17 protein-coding genes are annotated in these 17,255 nt (G+C 57.7%); 15 read left to right on the top strand and 2 right to left on the bottom strand.

The window, feature by feature from the left end:
• Positions 1-505: 505 nt before the first annotated feature.
• Complete coding sequence (locus DFR46_RS14495) at positions 506-778, top strand: hypothetical protein (protein ID WP_147297706.1); 273 nt, start codon at positions 506-508, stop codon at positions 776-778.
• Here DFR46_RS14495 and DFR46_RS14490 read toward each other — a convergent pair.
• A complete protein-coding gene (locus DFR46_RS14490; protein ID WP_116237416.1) occupies positions 742-1,410 on the bottom strand; it encodes an SOS response-associated peptidase in 669 nt (222 codons plus the stop codon). The genes DFR46_RS14495 and DFR46_RS14490 overlap by 37 nt on opposite strands.
• 388 nt (positions 1,411-1,798) lie before the next feature.
• Here DFR46_RS14490 and DFR46_RS14485 point away from each other — a divergent pair, with 388 nt between their 5' ends.
• The 14 genes from DFR46_RS14485 (at position 1,799) to DFR46_RS14735 (ending at position 16,920) form a co-directional block, all read left to right on the top strand.
• Positions 1,799-2,101, top strand: a complete 303-nt coding sequence (locus DFR46_RS14485) for a TrbC/VirB2 family protein (RefSeq protein ID WP_116237420.1) — start codon at positions 1,799-1,801, stop codon at positions 2,099-2,101.
• Positions 2,102-2,156: 55 nt separating this feature from the next.
• Positions 2,157-2,390 carry a VirB3 family type IV secretion system protein gene (locus DFR46_RS14480; protein WP_245953911.1) on the top strand — a complete coding sequence of 78 codons (234 nt, stop codon included), beginning with the start codon at positions 2,157-2,159 and terminating at the stop codon, positions 2,388-2,390.
• Positions 2,369-4,741 (top strand): VirB4 family type IV secretion/conjugal transfer ATPase, encoded by a 2,373-nt coding sequence (locus DFR46_RS14475; RefSeq protein ID WP_116237419.1) that lies wholly within the window; start codon positions 2,369-2,371, stop codon positions 4,739-4,741. The genes DFR46_RS14480 and DFR46_RS14475 overlap by 22 nt, the downstream gene beginning before the upstream one ends.
• A 5-nt stretch (positions 4,742-4,746) precedes the next feature.
• The gene (locus DFR46_RS14470) at positions 4,747-5,970 is read left to right on the top strand and encodes a TrbL/VirB6 family protein (protein ID WP_116237414.1); all 1,224 of its coding nucleotides are present in this window, start codon (positions 4,747-4,749) and stop codon (positions 5,968-5,970) included.
• Positions 5,967-6,782, top strand: a complete 816-nt coding sequence (locus tag DFR46_RS14465) for a VirB8 family type IV secretion system protein (protein WP_116237413.1) — start codon at positions 5,967-5,969, stop codon at positions 6,780-6,782. The genes DFR46_RS14470 and DFR46_RS14465 overlap by 4 nt, the downstream gene beginning before the upstream one ends.
• Positions 6,779-7,465: a TrbG/VirB9 family P-type conjugative transfer protein gene (locus DFR46_RS14460; protein ID WP_116237412.1), complete on the top strand. Its 687-nt coding sequence runs from the start codon at positions 6,779-6,781 to the stop codon at positions 7,463-7,465. Before DFR46_RS14465 ends, DFR46_RS14460 begins: the two co-directional genes overlap by 4 nt.
• Positions 7,462-8,571 carry a TrbI/VirB10 family protein gene (locus DFR46_RS14455; protein ID WP_116237411.1) on the top strand — a complete coding sequence of 370 codons (1,110 nt, stop codon included), beginning with the start codon at positions 7,462-7,464 and terminating at the stop codon, positions 8,569-8,571. The genes DFR46_RS14460 and DFR46_RS14455 overlap by 4 nt, the downstream gene beginning before the upstream one ends.
• Entirely contained in the window at positions 8,568-9,596 is a 1,029-nt protein-coding gene (gene virB11, locus DFR46_RS14450; protein WP_116237410.1) for a P-type DNA transfer ATPase VirB11, read from the top strand. Before DFR46_RS14455 ends, virB11 begins: the two co-directional genes overlap by 4 nt.
• The gene (locus DFR46_RS14445) at positions 9,593-9,991 is read left to right on the top strand and encodes a TrbC/VirB2 family protein (RefSeq protein WP_211306471.1); all 399 of its coding nucleotides are present in this window, start codon (positions 9,593-9,595) and stop codon (positions 9,989-9,991) included. Before virB11 ends, DFR46_RS14445 begins: the two co-directional genes overlap by 4 nt.
• A gap of 93 nt (positions 9,992-10,084) precedes the next feature.
• A complete protein-coding gene (locus DFR46_RS14440; protein ID WP_116237409.1) occupies positions 10,085-10,645 on the top strand; it encodes an Ig-like domain-containing protein in 561 nt (186 codons plus the stop codon).
• A 14-nt stretch (positions 10,646-10,659) separates the two neighbouring features.
• The gene (locus tag DFR46_RS14435; protein WP_162843498.1) at positions 10,660-14,802 is read left to right on the top strand and encodes an RHS repeat-associated core domain-containing protein; all 4,143 of its coding nucleotides are present in this window, start codon (positions 10,660-10,662) and stop codon (positions 14,800-14,802) included.
• Positions 14,792-15,112, top strand: a complete 321-nt coding sequence (locus DFR46_RS14740; RefSeq protein WP_147297705.1) for a hypothetical protein — start codon at positions 14,792-14,794, stop codon at positions 15,110-15,112. Before DFR46_RS14435 ends, DFR46_RS14740 begins: the two co-directional genes overlap by 11 nt.
• 126 nt (positions 15,113-15,238) lie before the next feature.
• Entirely contained in the window at positions 15,239-16,300 is a 1,062-nt protein-coding gene (locus DFR46_RS14430) for an RHS repeat-associated core domain-containing protein (protein ID WP_116237407.1), read from the top strand.
• Between the two features lie 2 nt (positions 16,301-16,302).
• Positions 16,303-16,920, top strand: coding sequence for a hypothetical protein (locus tag DFR46_RS14735; RefSeq protein WP_147297704.1), 618 nt, complete (start codon positions 16,303-16,305; stop codon positions 16,918-16,920).
• A 142-nt stretch (positions 16,921-17,062) separates the two neighbouring features.
• Here the strand turns inward: DFR46_RS14735 and DFR46_RS14900 are convergent.
• Positions 17,063-17,255: hypothetical protein (locus DFR46_RS14900; RefSeq protein WP_211306470.1), on the bottom strand; the 193-nt coding region annotated here is incomplete at its 5' end.

Genomic DNA, 17,255 nt, shown 5'->3' with positions numbered 1-17,255 from the left:
GCGTTGATCGCATCTTTCAAACCGAATGGGGAACCACCGAGTCGCCGATTTCTCTGGACGTTCGCGATCACCACGCAGTCTGGCAACAGGACATTTCTATCCGGTCAGATGGCCAAATCTACACGATAAGCACCGAGCGTTCGTGGATAGCCGACTAGTGCCGCAAGCTCTTTGACGGATTTGGTCTGCGAAGAGTCCCCCGATAATCGCCCTTATGTTGAACGTCCGCTTTCGACCCAGAGCGGACGATGGACCGCGAGTGTAGTCAGAGCAGTGCCAATAATGCTCCAGCTAATGCTCCTGCAATTTGCACACCAGTTCTGCTATCAGCGTATACCCAGTACAAAACACAAAATCGCTCTCAACAATGGTCCCGCTCCTCTCAGCTTCATGGAGCCGGGTTGTTTATGTGATCTGGGGGTCTGTAGGACAGGAAATAGAACTCTCTGCCTTGTTATCATGTTCTCGATATGTTCCACATGGTGGTATGGGCAAGGACAAGGACATGATTCGGATTGACGAGGCTGAGCTGGAGCAGGCAATTGCCATCGCGCTCGGCGTCACTCGTGACATGTATCTGCGTTTCGCGACTAAGGATGCGCACAGATTCAACCGGGATCGGGCCAAGGAAGTGATCGCCTATGCCGTGATGCGCCAGCTCAGCCGCTATGCTTTTTTTCGTGAACCAAGCGCCTTTGAACAAGCCGAGGGTCGGCTGGGCGTGCTGCCGCTATTCCCCGATCAAGATGCCGTAAGCGGATCGAGCAGTTCGAGATAATTGTTGCGGACATTGCCAACCGCATTGGGGATCGCCGTGATCGCCAGCGGCCCGGGATGCGGCATCAGGAGCGGCGCGGCATCGTCCCAATCCCCGTCCATCCACTGATCCACCGCGCCGGGATCGAGAATAGCGGGCATCCGGTGATGGATCCGCGCCATCTCGTCCGATGCGGCGGTGGTGATGACGGTATAGCTGGTTAAGTCCAGCTCCGGGTTCTTTGTCCATAGCCCGGCCATGATCATCGGTGCGTCCGAACCATGGGCAATCTTGTGCGCCTGCTTCGCCTTGCCTTCTCGTTGCCATTCATAAAAGCCGGATACGAGGATCGCGCAGCGATGCGCTTTCAACAGCGGTTTGAAGCTCGGTTTTTCGGTCAGCGTCTCGGCGCGGGCATTGATCATCTTTGCCCCGATTTTCGCCTCTTTCGCCCAATGGGGCATCAACCCCCAACGCATCAGAGCGAGTTGGTGCGCGCCTTCGCCATCGGCATAACCAACCGGCACCTCATGGGTTGGAGCGATATTGTGATTGGGCTGAAAGTTTGTCGCCGGGACAGAGGGGACAAGCGAGAGCATGTCCCGATAATCAGTCCAAGTCAGCTCCTCGAGAGAATATTTGCGTCCGCACATGACAGGGTTTTAGCGTGGGTTAGAGGGAGTGGCCATGAGGGAGGGCTTTAGCTAATTGTCTCTTAATAAATGACGCCTGCTTTCCACTCAAAGCAGACATACGCGTTCACCATTCGAATCCCGATAGTGGCCTCTATGTCCAAATCCCGCTTTCGGCCAAACCCAATATTCTCAACATGTCCCATCTGTTCGGCCGACATCGTCTGCCTTCAGGTCTTTCCGCTAATTCATCACTCAGAATTTATTCATCACCCTTCGCAATGATAGGTTAACTATCTGAATTTGCATTGTTCTTTGAATATACATAGTGGCGTAGACGAACAGTATGGAGTCGATGATCTACTTACACCGATCCGTTAGGAGCAATTTTTTGAGATACATATATCGGATGTTCCATGGGCTGGCGGTGCTAGCCATGGCTTTCAGAACGACTTCTCTAGCCGCACAATCGTCGATCGACCCCGAGGGGTCAGGCGCGATCGTAGCGGCCGTAAACTGGCTGCAGGGTACCCTGCTAGGCACTGTCGCCACGGTCGTCGCTGTCATCGCTGTCGCAGCTGTCGGTTTCATGATGCTGACCGGCCGGGTCAACTGGCGCCACGGCGCCGTTGTCATCTTCGGTTGCTTCGTGCTTTTTGGCGCGGCGAGCATCGTTGCGGGGATCCAGTCGACCGCGACACTAGGCAGCTGACGTGGCAGCGGAACTTCAAAGAACGAACGTTTTTGTCGGGCTCACTCGTCCGCAAATGTTCGCTGGGGTCACCTATAGTTTTTTCGTTTTCAACGCGATTGTTGCTGCTGAATTTTTCCTGATCTTCAAATCGATATGGGCGCTCGTCATTGCCCTGTTCGTACACCTTGTCGGTTTTGTCTTGTGTTTGCGGGAGCCCCGTATCTTTGATCTTTGGTTGACCCGGGTCAGCCGTTGTCCGCGCATTCGAAATTATTCTCTATGGCGATGCAACTCCTACCGGCCCTAAGCCGGGATCGCCGGACCATTGATCGCGAAAAATTCGCGGGTGTTCACTTGCCCTATGCCAGGCATGTCGACGATCATACACTCGAAACACGGGACGGTCTGCTTATGCAGACGATCCGGCTCGACGGGCTGCTCTTCGAAACATCCGAAACCGAAGAGATTAACTACCGGGCCGGCTTGCGCGACGCCTTGCTGAGAGCGATCGGAACGTCGCGTTATGCTGTCTATCATCATGTCGTCCGGCGCCGGGTCGATGTTGAGCTTGATGCCGGTTTCGGCGACGATTTTTCGGCGGAAGTGGACCGGCGCTGGCGGGAACGGCTGGAAAGCCGACAGCTTTACGTCAACGATCTTTTTTTGACCCTCGTCCGGCGGCCCCTGCAGGGAGGCGTCGGGATCGCGGATCGTCTGCGATCGCGCCTGTCGAACCGAACCGATCCAGGTTCGGCGGTCCCCAGGCGCGACGTGCGCCAGCTGAGCTCTGCCCGGGAAGCGTTGATCGCCGCCCTTGGCAACTATTCGCCGCGCGCCCTCGGTGTCTATGAAACGGACAAAGGCCTGCGATCCGAACCGATCGAATTCCTTGCCTGCCTGTTTAGCGGTGACCTTCGCCCCATGGGTTTGCCGCATGGCGATATCGGCAACCATCTCCCCGACAGGCGCATCAGTTTTGGTCAGCAAACAATCGAACGCGCTGCTGCGGGAGACTCGCCACAGTCATTTGTCGCGATGATTTCGATCAAGGACTATCCTACGCATACACTGCCGGGAATGTTCGACGAGCTCTATCGCTTGCCGTTCGAGATGACGGTGAGCCAATCGTTCGCCTTTGTAGAACGGCGTGAGGCGCTGTCACGCATGAACCTTGCCGTTCGCCGGATGCGCTCGGCCGAGGACGAGGCGGTCAGCCTGCGTGAAGAACTTCTCATTGCGAAGGACGATGTGGCCGCCGGCCGCGCTGCCTTTGGCGAGCATCATACGACGATTGCTGTTCGCGCTGACACCATCGCCGGTGTCGATACAGCTGTCGCCGAAGTAACGGCTTTGCTTGCCGATCTCGGCATCGTAGCCGTTCGCGAAGATATCGCCCTGGAACCGGCCTTCTGGGCGCAATTTCCCGGAAATTTCAAATATATCACGCGGCGCGGCCTGGTCTCGACCGAGAATTTTGCGGGACTTGCAAGCCTGCACAATTATCCGGTCGGCAGGGCGGAGGGCAATCATTGGGGTGAAGCCGTTACGTTATTCGAAACGACGGCGGCGGGCCCCTATTTCTTCAATTTCCATCAGGCCGATCTGGGGAATTTCACCGTCATAGGCCCGTCGGGCTCAGGCAAAACCGTCGTTCTCAATTTCCTGCTTGCCCAGGCGCGCCGCTTCGGGCCGCGCATTATCTTCTTCGACAAAGACCGGGGCGCCGAACTATTTATCCGCGCCATTGGGGGCAGTTATGATCGCCTGCACCCAGACCAGGCATCGCAGCTCAATCCGCTTCTGCTCGACAATATCGGAGCCAATCGCCAGTTCCTGATCGACTGGATCGCCCAACTGGCCGGCGGGGTGACGACCGAAGAGCTGGATCATGTCCGCGAAGCGATCGATGCGAATTTTGATCAGCCACCGGGTCGGCGCAGACTGCGCTATCTTGTCGAGCTGTTCCGCGGATATGCAAGGCCGCGTTCAGACGATCTCTATTCGCGCCTCCGGCCCTGGTGGGGGACCGGAGAACGCGCCTGGCTGTTCGACAACAAGAGCGACCTGACTGATCTGGATGCCGAAACGGTCGGGTTCGATATGACGGCGATCCTCGATGATCCGGTCGTGCGGACCCCAGCGCTAATGTATTTCTTCCATCGCGTGGAGGAGCGCCTGAATGGCGAACCCGCGATCATCATTGTCGACGAAGGCTGGAAAGCGCTCGACGACGAGGTGTTCGTGCGCCGCGTCAAGGATTGGGAAAAGACAATCCGGAAGCGTAACGGCATTGTCGGATTCGCGACCCAGAGCGCCCAGGATGCGCTTGAGAGCAAGATTTCCAGCGCTATCATCGAGCAAGCGGCAACGCAGATATTCATGGCCAATCCCCGCGCTCGCCATGAGGATTATGTCGACGGGTTTGGTTTGTCCGATCATGAATATGAACTGATCCGCACACTTCCCGACAACGCACACTGCTTTTTGGTGCGGCATGGAAATGACAGCGTCGTTGTCCGCCTCGATCTTTCCGGAGAAAACGATTTACTCACCGTCCTTTCAGGGCGTGAGAAAACCGTCCGTATCTTCGATGAACTGTTGGGCTCCACCGGAAGCGATCCGAAAAACTGGATGCGCCCCCTGTTGGAGCGGGCCTGACCATCATGGCATGTACAGCAATCTCGACCGGTAACGCGTTTCTCAGTTCGACGCTCGCGCATATCGATTGCCAGGCACAAACTATCGGCAGTTTCGGCTTTTCGGCGCTCAGCGAGCCCGGTTCGCCTATGTCGCAGATGCTGACGGCATTGCTGGTGATTTTCGTTGCGATATTCGGCCTGCGCCTTCTGCTCGGCTATTCCACCGGGCCACGAGATGTTGTCACGGCGTTTCTCAAGATCGGCATCGTCCTTGCGATGGCGACGAGTTGGCCAGCCTACAGGACCGTTGTGTACGATACGGTTTTGCATGGCCCGGCCGAGCTTGCGAATATGATAGGCACAGCATCGGGATTGCCGGGTGCAGATGGCAGCTTTTCTAGGCGATTGCAGACGATCGACAATGCGATGCTCGAACTTAGCGCCCTTGGTAGTGGTCGTTTGCAGCCGGTTCGCGGTACGGCTACGGGCGAGACGGTCGTCGAGGCCTTCCGCCCATTTGTGGTCGATGATGAACTTGCCTTGGGTTCGGCCCGCGTCGCCTGGCTTGCAGGAACCATCGGCTCGCTTGCGGTGGTTCGCATAGGCGCCGGGCTGCTTCTCGCGCTGGCGCCGGTGTTCGCGGGCCTGTTGCTGTTCGCGGCCACTCGCTCACTGTTCATCGGTTGGTTACAGGGGCTTGCCCTTATGGCATTGGGTTCGCTCGGCATCACAATCACGCTGGCTGTCGAAGTCGCCATTCTGGAACCATTGCTCCGCAGCGCCCTGAGTTTGCGCGTGGCGGGCATTGCGACGCCTGCTGCGCCCACGGAATTGCTGGTTCTCGCGCTCGCCTTTGGTGTCGCGCTGTTCGCGATGATTGCCATCCTGGCGCGTATCATTTTCGCCAGGACATCTGTCGGCATTTCGAAATTGCTGAACGAACCCGTGATTCGCCGGGGGGTAACGGCTCCAGGTGCGACAGGCGATACAAGGAGCTCGCGACGGGAAACGTCAGGTGTCTCTCGCTCTCATCTGGTTGTGGAAGGCATCGAAGCTGCATTGCGCCGAGAGCAGGGCTTGGGGGGCGACGGCAGCGACGTCCAACGGCGCATTTCCGTTACCGGCGATCGGGCGGTCAATACCGAGACGCAGGTGCAGGCAAGCCATAGCCGCCCGCTGGGCAGCAGCTTTGGACGTACCCATCGGCGCGCCTCGCGAGCGTCGGTAAGACGGGACCGGTCGTCATGAAAGCAGAGACCCGCGAGCAACTCGACGCCTACTACATGGAGGCTGAAACCTGGGCGACCGACAAGTCGGCCGATCTTCGCGCTTCCCGCAAGCGCGCATGGATAGCCGCCGGTATAGCGGCCTTTGTCGCGCTGGCGGAAGCCATCGCCCTGATCACCCTTGTGCCGCTGAAAACGGTCGAACCCTATACGCTTCTCGTTGATCGCAATACTGGCCATGTCGAAGCGCTCCACCCGCTCGATGCGTCGGCGATAACGCCTGACGCAGCGCTGACGCGGTCCTTCCTCGTCCAATATGTAATCGCCCGCGAGACGTTCGATATCGATACGCTGCAACGGGATTATGAAAAGGCGGTGCTGTGGTCGGATGGTTCAGCGCGGACCGACTATATCGCCGGTATGCAAGCATCCAATCCGGAAAGTCCGCTCTCCCGATTGCCCCGTAGCGCGGTCATCGAGGTCGAGATCAATAGCGTGTCGATGCTGTCGGACTCGACGGCGATGGTGCGTTATGCGTTGACAAGGCGGGACCAGAATGCGCAGCCGCGGTCGCTCGGACGCCGTGTGTCCATCCTGACATGGACCTATTCCGGCGAGCCGATGACTGTGGCCGACAGGCTGGTCAATCCGCTCGGATTTCAGGTGACCCGCTACCGGAGCGACGTCGAAGCCCTTCCGGAAGTTCGCAGGCCAATGGAACTGTCGGAACGTGAACCGGAGGGCGATACGCCCGAGGCATCCTCTGCCACGACAGAGGACGGCATACGCCGGATTGGCGATCAGGCCGATTCCGAACAGGGTAGCGAACGATGAAGGGGCGCATCGTCTTGATAGCGCTGTTGCTGCTCGCAACCCCTTCTGCGGCACAGATAGATTCACAACGCGGTACGGGAGATTGGCGGCTTCAGACTTTCAGCTATGAGCCCGAAGCCGTTTACACACTCGACGTTGAAGCGGGTCATCACGTTGCCGTGGCCTTTGCCGCGGGCGAGCAAATCCAGAGTATCGCACTGGGCGATGACGGGGCCTGGGAAGCAACGCCGAGTGGCCGCGGAGACATGATGTTCGTCAAGGCCGGGACTTCCGCACCATCGACCAATATGACCGTCGTGACAGACATCCGTACCTATGTCTTCGGCCTATCGACCGGCTATGGCGGCGCGCCCTGGATGGTCCGTTTTGTCTACCCCGCTACTGTATCCGACACGCAAGACCAGGCCGATTTACCGCCACTTGAGCAGGGCCGGTATCGGATCCGTGGCAGTCGGCATCTCCGGCCGATCGAGATAGCCGATGATGGCCGCCGGACGACGATCCGCTGGGCGGCAGCTCAGCCAATGCCGGCCGTATTCGCCGAAGACGGTTCGGGCCGCGAAGCCGTGGTCGACGGGCAGGTTCGCGACGGACTGTTCGTTATCGATCGCGTCTATTCGGAGCTGATTTTCCGTCATGGGCGCCGCCGGGTCACGGCGAGACGCTTTGTGAGCGAACAATGAGCGTCGACACTGGCTCCGACGGACAGGCCAAGCAAGCCAGTCCAGTTGGCGACGTCCGGCCGATCGTTGCGGGCAGTGGCAAAAGTTTCGCAGTTCCACTTTTTATTGCCGGGACAGCTATCGTAGCGATCATGCTTTTCACTGCGCTGGACGCAAATCGGCGCGGGCTCGCCGCACCGGCGACCCTCCGGCCGGCCGAAATTTTGACCGAAGTCGGGAGCCGTGTTCCATTGCTGTACATCCCGCCCGAGCGCCAAGAGGAACCACCGTTGCCGATCGTTCCGATTGAAGAGGAAGGGATCGTCGACTTTCCGGCCCCGGCACCGCCGTTTATGGATGAGCCGGTTTTTGACCGTTCGTCGACTTTGGAGCCGAACCCGTTCCCTGAACAGCCAAGCATCGCCCCGGCACGGCCGCCGGGCGCGGTGCTGGTCTACGATCGGTCCGGCGGCGGCGCGAGATCGGCCGCTGGCGCTGCAGATCAACCAGGCGCACAAGCAACCATCCCGGGCAGCGATACCGCCAATCAAAGGGTGAGGGCGGGGCGATTATCCAATCCCTCGACCACGGTTATCCAAGGCACCGTGATCCCGGCGGTTCTGGAAACTGCGATCGACACGAACCGGGGCGGGCCCGCGCGTGCAATTGTTTCCAGGAACGTATTCGGATTCGACGGAACGCGGGTTTTGATCCCGCGGGGCAGCCGGCTGATCGGCCAATATGGCACCAGCCTGACCGCCGGGCAAAATCGGGTTCTGGTTGAATGGACGCGGCTTGTCCGTCCCGACGGCGCTACGATTGCTCTGGACTCGCCTTCGGCAGACCGGCTTGGCCGTCCGGGAATCCGGGGCGATGTGAACTCCCATTTCTGGGAACGTTTTGCTTCGGCGATTTTCCGCACCTCGCTGGACGTTGGGGCCGCACTCGCGACGCAACAGATCGGCAATGGCGCATTTGTTGTTCTGCCCCAAACCCTGCGCGAGTCCGGGTCTTCCAATGCAACAACTCCGGAAGTGCAACGCACGCTGAGCGTCGACCAGGGCGTTGCAGTGTCGGTTTTTGTGGCGCGCGATCTCGATTTCACACCGGTCGAGCGCGGGCGATGAGCCAGGGCGTCATATCCTATCTTGAGAGTTTTTTGGCCCCGCTCGCGCGCGACCTCAATCGCCATGATGTCACGGATATTTTCATCAACAAGCCCGGTGAGCTGTGGGTCGAAACGCTTGGCGGCAGAATTTCGTCGAGGAAAGAGCACAAACTCAATGCGGCGGCATTGGAACGTCTGGCTCGTCAGATCGCTGCCTCCTCCAGCCAGGGCATCAGCCGGGAACACCCCCTTCTCTCGGCCACGCTTCCAAGTGGTGAGCGGGTTCAGATTGTCGCACCTCCGGCAACTCGGGGAGATATGGCGTTTGCGATCCGCAAACATGTTTCGTCAGGTCTCAAGCTGGCGGATTATGCCAAGAATGATGCATTCTCGGACACACAATTTGGCGCGATTGGTGTAGACCCGCTTCCACCATCAGATACCGCAGCTCCGCCAAGCCGGTCGGAGGCGGTCAAACTGTTGCGCTCTGCCGTCCGGTCCAGAAAGAATATCCTGATTTCAGGTGGAACATCATCCGGCAAGACGACGTTTCTGAACGCGCTCGTGCGAGAGATACCGGCAGATGAGCGCTTGATCTTTATCGAAGACACCCGCGAACTGGAAATTGTCCACGACAATGCTGTGGGATTATTGGCCGCGCGAAGTTCGTTGAGCGAAGCCCAGGTGGATGCGGAGGATCTGTTGAACGCATCGCTGCGAATGCGCCCTGATCGCATCATGCTCGGCGAGGTTCGCGGTCCAGAAGCGTTTACATTCCTGCGCGCAGTAAACACCGGGCATCCAGGATCAATGACGACAATCCATGCAGATTCTCCCCGCCATGCGGTCGACCAGTTAGCGCTCCTCGTATTGCAATCTGGCGCTCGGCTCGGCTGGGATGACATTGTTCGTTATGTTCGTTCGACAATCGACATTTTCGTCCAACTCGATCGCCGTGGCGGCAAGCGCGGCATTGCGCAAATCCTGTCTGTCGATGAATTGTATGACGACAACGCAGAAGCCATTGGGCTTTCGAGCAGATGATGAGCAGCACGCTAATAGGTCCGGCCTCAACATCCTCCCTGTTTGCAGGACGACAGGATAGCGTTCTTCTGACCGCTGCCTCATGGATTGAGGGGACTCTGCTGGGCGCGCTCGCGACAATAGTCGCTGTGCTTGCCGTAGCGGGGATCGGGCTACTTATGCTCCAAGGCCGTTTAGTGTTGCGGGACGGAGCGCGCGTCTTGATCGGTTGCTTTATACTTTTTGGTGCGAGCTCAATCGCCTCAGGATTGCGGTCATTCGCCGACCAAGCGGCAAGTGGCGAGTTCTCGTCTCGGTTAGAAGCGCAGCAAGCGAGCGCACCAGAACTCCTTATAATTCCAGAAAATGATACGGAATACGATCCATATGCTGGAGCATCTGTACAAGATCGTTAATATAGACTTAAAATAGACTTAATATAGACTGAGATTCTACTTTACATACACAAGTATTCACGTACTTTTGACTCCACAGATTTGGAGTCGCAGATGAAAATATCGTCATTTCTGGCTAGTGTTTCTTGCTTGGGATTGTCGTGCGCGGCCCTTGCCGCCGAAACCACGACGTTCGAATATGATGCACAAGGGCGACTAACGCAGAGCACGAGATCGGGTGGCCCTGCCAACGGTGTCACGAAGATCACCAGCTATGATCGGGCCGGTAACAGGACCAACCAGACGGTGAACGTTCCGGCTCCGCCACCTCCGCCACCTCCTCCTCCGCCTCCTCCTCCGCCACCTCCTCCGCCGCCTCCGCCGAACAATCCGCCGGTGGCCAATACGGACAGCCTTACGCTTCCGGCTTGCGCAGGAACTACCTTCAATGTCGTTCAGAACGACACCGATCCGGATGGCGACTATCCATTGACGGTGATCTCGGCGTCCGGCTCGGCCAATGCTTCCGCGTCGGTGTCGGGAACGACATCGCTTCTGGTTGTCGCCGGTTCGACGACCGGGACCTTCCCGATCACTTACACCATCCAGGATTCCCGCGGGGCCACTGCGAACGGCACGTTGAACGTGACCGTCATTCCAGGGCCATGTTTCTGATGAGGGGCACAATCATGAAAATACTGTCATTCCTTGCGCTTCTGATTGGCGCAATCGCCTGCCTGCATGCGCCCGCCAGCGCCCAGACGATCGATCCGCTCAATGTCGAGCCGGACGCCAACGGAGTCGACATGCTGTCGGCCCGGGTCAGCCGCCCTGTTCCAGTGCTTGCAATCCCGGCCGCTCCGAACCTCAGGCTCGAGCGGCTGCAACTGCTGCTGCCGGTGGCGACAGGTTCGGAGTCGGGCAACACGCCAAGCCAGGGCTCCGTCCAGCTCAATCCTGGCACAGGTGCTTCGGAAAGCTTCCAATGTATCAGTCAGAGCTGCTGGCCGCGGCGCAACAGCGGATCGACGCTGACCATGTTTGGGTCGGGCACGCTGCGCCAGATGACCTATATGCAGGCCGGCACCGGCATGCGCATCGTCTTCAATAGTGTCGGTAATCTGTCGGACAATGGCGCTACGGAATCCTTCAGCATGTACCCGTCTACTATCACCTTCGCCAACGGCGAGACGCTGACCTTCAGCTATACCAAAACCGCGTGGAGCGCGGGGACGCGGCACCGGCCGTGGAGGGTGGTCAGCAATCTCGGCTACGAGATGCGGCTCTATTACCGGTCGACCAATGTGAATACCGCGCAATGGGCCGAGCTGACCCAGGCATCGATCTTCGAGCTGGGCGTCACGTCCGTGCATCTTGCACGCCATCAATATGGCACCGATGGATCGATCACCGATCTGGCGGGCCGGGTTTGGAGCTGCTGCCAGGATGCGCTGGACGAGCAGGTCCAGGTCAGCGCGGTGACCCAGAGCCTGCCCGGCGAAAGCGGCAACAGCTTTGTTGCCACCGCGTCGACGAACAACCGATATGTCTCGCAGATCGTGAGCGATGGAGTCGCGTGGAACTATAACGCCGTGGAAACGACCCAGCCGGGCCGCTGCCAGCCCTTCCATTGCGATCTGGAAAGCGTCACCATCACAGGACCGCTGAGCTTCGAACGCGTCGTAACGAACGATGTGCCGGCCAACGAGCATCAGGCGACGGTTGTGTCGAGCGTGAGGAACCGGATCAGTTCGACGACGACCTATACCACCAATTATTCCTACGATACCCATCGGCGGCTTACCGGGATCACCTATCCGCGCGGCAATGGCGTCTCGGTTGTTTATGACAATCACGGCAATATCACATCGCGAAGCACGCTGCCGACCAGTGGCGCCGCCCTGACCCAGACCGCCAACTACACCACGCCCGGCGCGCCCGGGCCCGGCACCGCCGGTTGCGCGGATGTCCGATGCTTCCTGCCGAACTGGACGCGCGACGAGGCGAATGTCCAGACCGACTATCTCTGGGCCACGCATGGCGGCAATGTGAAGACGCTGGAGCCTGCAGGTGCCAACAATCTGCGGACACTGACGCACCGGCTCTATGCGACGACCAGCGGTCTCACCCGTCTGTCGAGCGAGCGGATATGCGGGGTTTCATCGAGCGCCGCGATCGCGTCGATCACCTGCCCCAATACCACCGCGACCCAGGTGACGAGCTACACCTATTGGGGCAGCACCATGCTCCCCGCCACGGTCACGCGGACCAATGGCGCGGGCTCGCTCAGCGCCGCGACCAGCTACACCTATGACAATGCCGGGCGCGTGCTCTCCGAAAATGGTCCGCTCGCCGGGACGACCGATGCGACCTATTATCGCTACGATACCGCCGGTCGCCGCACTCAAGTTGTCGGCCCGCAGGGAGGCAATGGGACGTATCGCGCCGGTACGAACACGACCTATCGCAATGCCGATGACCAGCCGATCCTCGTTCAGACCGGCTATTTTTCCAGCGCAACGGACCTGACGCTGACCGCCACGAGCCAAGTGCTCAACACCTATAACAGCCGTCGTCTCGTGACACGCACCGACGCCATCGACGCCGCCAGCGCTACGACCCACGCAGTCACCCAGTTCACCTATGACGCGCGCAACCAGCTTTATTGCGAAGCACGGCGGATGAATCCGGCGCAATTTACCTCCCTCCCCAGTTCGGCCTGCGATCTCGATACGACAGGCTCGATGGGCCCGGATCGGATCAGGCGGCACTGGTATGACTGGTTCGGCCGACGCTATCTGACGCGCGGCGGCTATCGGGTCCTCAATGGCGGGGCGGGCAATGACGAGTTCCGCATGGGCTGGACCAATAACGGCCAGGTCGCATGGCGCCGGGACGGGCTCGGCAGCACCCACCAGACCAATTACAGCTATGACGTGTATGACCGGCCCCTGCGCACGACCTTCCCCGGCGGCACTTATGAAGAGCTAACCTATGACAGCCGCAGCCGGGTAACGCAGATGCGCAACCGCCGCGGGCAGACGATCACCAATGCCTATGACAATGCCGGCCGCGTAACCCAGACCAGCTATTCGACCAGCGATCCCTCGATCAGCTACACCTATGACGGGCTTGGCCGCGAAACGCAGGTTGCGCGGCCCGGTCGCTCAACGCTCGATTATCGCTACGATGCACTGGGCCGGCGAGACCGGGTGACGCAGACCGGCGAGCAAGTCCGTCAGCTCAACTATCAATATGATATCGCTGGCCGCCGGACGCGGCTGACCTGGGCCGACGGTTTCTATGTCACCTATGATTATACAGGCGCCGGTCAGGTGACCGCGATCCGCGAAAATGGCGGGACGGCGCTGGTCAGCTATACCCATGATGCCCTCGCCCGGATGACCCGGATCGACCGGGCGAACAACCGCGATCAGCAGATCACCTATGGTGCGCTGTCGCGTCCTTCGCGGCATACCGAACATTATTTCACCCATATCGACCTGACCTACAATCCGGCCTCGCAGATCCTGACGCGGGCGCTCTCGGCCGACAACATGGTCTGGAACCATCATGCCAATGTGAACCGCAACTATGCGGTCAACACGCTCAACCAATATACGTCCGCCGGCGGGGTCAGCTTCAGCTATGACAATAGCGGCAATATGACCGCCTCGGGCAGCGACACCTTCGCCTATGATCCGGCGAACCGGATGACGAGCGCGACCGTTGGCGGGGGATCGCTTTACAATCTGCGCTATGATGGCCTTGGGCGGCTCTACCGCACCTGGGGCAATGGCGAGGCGAGTACTTACTATACCTATGACGGCGATGCGCTTGTCGCCGAATACAGCCATACGGGCACGCTGCTGCGCCGCTATATCCATGGCCCGGGCGTCGACGATCCCATCCTCTGGTATGAAGGCTCCAGCACCGCCGCCTCCAACCGCCGGTTCCTGCATAGTGACGAGCGCGGCAGCATCATCGGGATCACCGACAACAGCGCCGTCATCACCCAGCGCAACAGCTATGACGACTGGGGCATCCCTGCGCCGGGCAATGACGGGCGGTTCGGCTATACCGGCCAGGTCTGGCTCGATGCGATCGGCATGAACTACTACAAGGCCCGGATGTACTCGCCGACGCTCGGCCGGTTCATGCAGACCGATCCCATCGGCTATGACGACGGCATGAATATGTATGCCTATGTCGGCAACGATCCGATGAACGGGACGGATCCTAGTGGGTTGGCGAGAGATACAACGCCCGGTTGCGCAAGTAGATCCAACTGTTCCTCAATTGAATATGGTCCATCAATCAATTCGCCAGCAGGTCGGGCCGCAAGAACCCAGTTCGCCCAGCGCCGTACTCAGCGGCCTCGAGGCCGAGGCAGGGCTACTCCTTACCGCGGTGGTCGGAATTACCAACCGAGAATTGGTAATCAGGGCTTACGTGGTCACGAAGGCGGCGTGCATGGCGGTCATACTGTTGCTCGCCATGTCGGACGAACTGATCAGCAGTTGCGGGCGAGGCTAAATCGAGAGCCGCGTCGTAGCGAAGTATCAACCTTCACCGATCTTCCAAACGCTCGAGGTGCTCTAATCGCAGCTGTCAATGAACCGACCAACCGTCGTATGATCAACAATTGGCTTGTGAGAGGAGGGTTGGGTCGCCTAGAAATCAGATTTACTGCTCCAGTATCGATAGGCCGTGTTCTTGAACGAGGCGCGAGGGTTCCTCGAGATGGGTATACTGCGGTGTTTCAATTGGATGGGCGCCCCAATTATAGGATACAAAGCGATTTCAGCGTGGTGACCGGATATGTCGAATGACAAAATAGTATTAGGAGATACATTATCATATTTTATGAAATCCTATTACATGCAAACATATGATTTGGTTGACGGCAGCCTTGCTCAATCCGTTCGTTCTTTTGTCAAAGACAACCCGAATCTTTTAGCTAAATTTGAATCTCAGTTGACGGATGTATCGCTAAATGACTGCTTAAAAAGCATCGATCACGCTGGCCCGGCTTATTATAAAAAATGGAAAGGGTTAGGGGGCATGGTCCTGTTTGAAGAAGATATACCTGTCATAATATCCGCGTTAAGGTCGTTAAATTCCACAAACTTAGATAGCTAGTTACGGATTATGATGACAGTGCAATAATCAGCTCGGCCCGAACTGTTTTCTCACTTCAGCTATGACAATAGCGGCAACCTGACGGCCTCGGGCGTGAGCAGTTATGTTTATGATCCGGCGAACCGGATGACGAGCGCTACCGTTGGCGGGGGATCGCTCTACAATCTTCGCTATGACGGCCTCGGGCGGCTGTACCGCACCTGGGGCAATGGCGAGGCGAGCACCTACTACACCTATGACGGGGATGCGCTGGTCGCGGAATACAGCCATTCGGGCACGCTGCTCCGCCGCTATATCCATGGCCCGGGCGTCGACGATCCGATCCTCTGGTATGAGGGCGCAAGCACCGCCGCGTCGAACCGCCGCTTCCTGCACGCCGACGAGCGCGGCAGCATTATCGGGATCACCAACAACAGCGCCGTCATCACCCAGCGCAACAGCCTTGACGACTGGGGCATCCCGGCGCCGGGCAATGACGGGCGGTTCGGCTATACCGGCCAGGTCTGGCTCGATGCGATCGGCATGAATTACTACAAGGCCCGCATGTACTCGCCCAGCCTCGGCCGGTTCATGCAGACCGACCCGATCGGCTATGACGACGGCATGAACATGTATGCCTATGTCGGCAACGATCCGATGAACGGGACGGATCCGACGGGCGAAATAGTTGTAATTAGTGGAGATGAGGAATTTGCAAGACGCGCTAATGCTGCAATAGCGGTGGTGCGAGAAACGCAGGAAGGATCTGACGTTTTTGATCAACTACATAGCTCTGATGAGATCCATGTGATTGTTGAGAGTCCGAACGACGAATCCGGTACACGCGTGGCAAATCTGTCTCAAACGGACGATGGTCGAATCGTAGAAGGCCCAAGTAACGATAATGCGACTAACGGCCAAGGCACCGGCTCCATTATTCTGTTGGGTACACCACAACAGGATTCTAATCTCGATGGCTCCGATGCCGTTAGTGTGGGGCATGAGTTTGGTCATTCGCAAGATATTGATTCAGGAAGACTGATTGAGGATGGTGGACTGCCAAGAGAGACTGGAACCACGCCAAGATCGGAGATGAACTCCTTAAGGATTGAAAATGCAGTTCGGCGATCACAAGGGTTGCGGAATCGCTCAGCTTACTACTACCCTGGATGGCGAAGTGACGCGAGACGCAGACAACGCAGGAGGTAAAAATGAACTATGCGACGGTTTTGATTTTAGCCGCATTTGCAGTTTCTTGTGCCTCTCTAGGACCCAACCAACAATATCATGGCGCGGCAAATTTGGATGCGCTTGCCCAAGCCCACAGCCTTATTCAGGATTATCGACAAACGAACCCTAACTTCCGGAGTCTTGACGCCGAGGTACAGGCTTCTGGAGGCTACGCATTACATATTGTACAGTTTAGACCAGGTTCAGGCTTCGACTTTGATGGATACGTAATCACCAGAGCCCGTCCATCAAATGGATTTTTGATAAAGCACTTTACCAGCGAATTCGGAGTAGATCATTGGCAATCAATCGAGAATTCCGACCTGTCGCGTTTAATCGTTGAAGTTCTCAACAATCCTATTGATTTGAATAATGCGGACTTAATGAGCTCTGATGCTCAAATTGTTTACTTAGCTCAAAGACTGCCGAATGGAGAGATTTCTGAGTCTGCGGTCGTCAATCCTATGGCAATTAACTTATACACTAATAATACTGATAATCTGGAGCTAAGAAATCCAGTTAGTGAAATTGAAACTATGAAAATCTCGACTCTAAATGACATAATCATAGAACTGAGCGCAGCTACGGAATTACAGTAAAATTACAGTGACCGTTGCAATAACTCCTAAATGACACCTGCCCTAGCCGTCGCCTCCTCAACCAGTATACGTCCGCCGGCGGGGTCAGTTTCGGCTATGACAATAGCGGCAATCTGACGGCCTCTGGATCGGACAGCTTCGCCTATGATCCGGCGAACCGGATGACGAGCGCGGTCCGATCATCGGGATCACCAATAACAGCGCCGTCATCACGCAGCGCAACAGCTATGACGACTGGGGGCATTGTCATGTGTGGATGGCTCCGTTTCTGCAAGGGTATTGTTGGTTGATTTTGATCAATGCGGGTTGCGGTCATGTGTCCGGCCTGTTGACGC

It is taken from the genome of Parasphingopyxis lamellibrachiae, assembly GCF_003385775.1.
In the GTDB taxonomy this organism is placed as follows: Bacteria; Pseudomonadota; Alphaproteobacteria; order Sphingomonadales; family Sphingomonadaceae; genus Parasphingopyxis; species Parasphingopyxis lamellibrachiae.
Note: the sequence above shows the minus strand (reverse complement) of the source record. Positions and strands in the feature narration are given on the sequence as shown.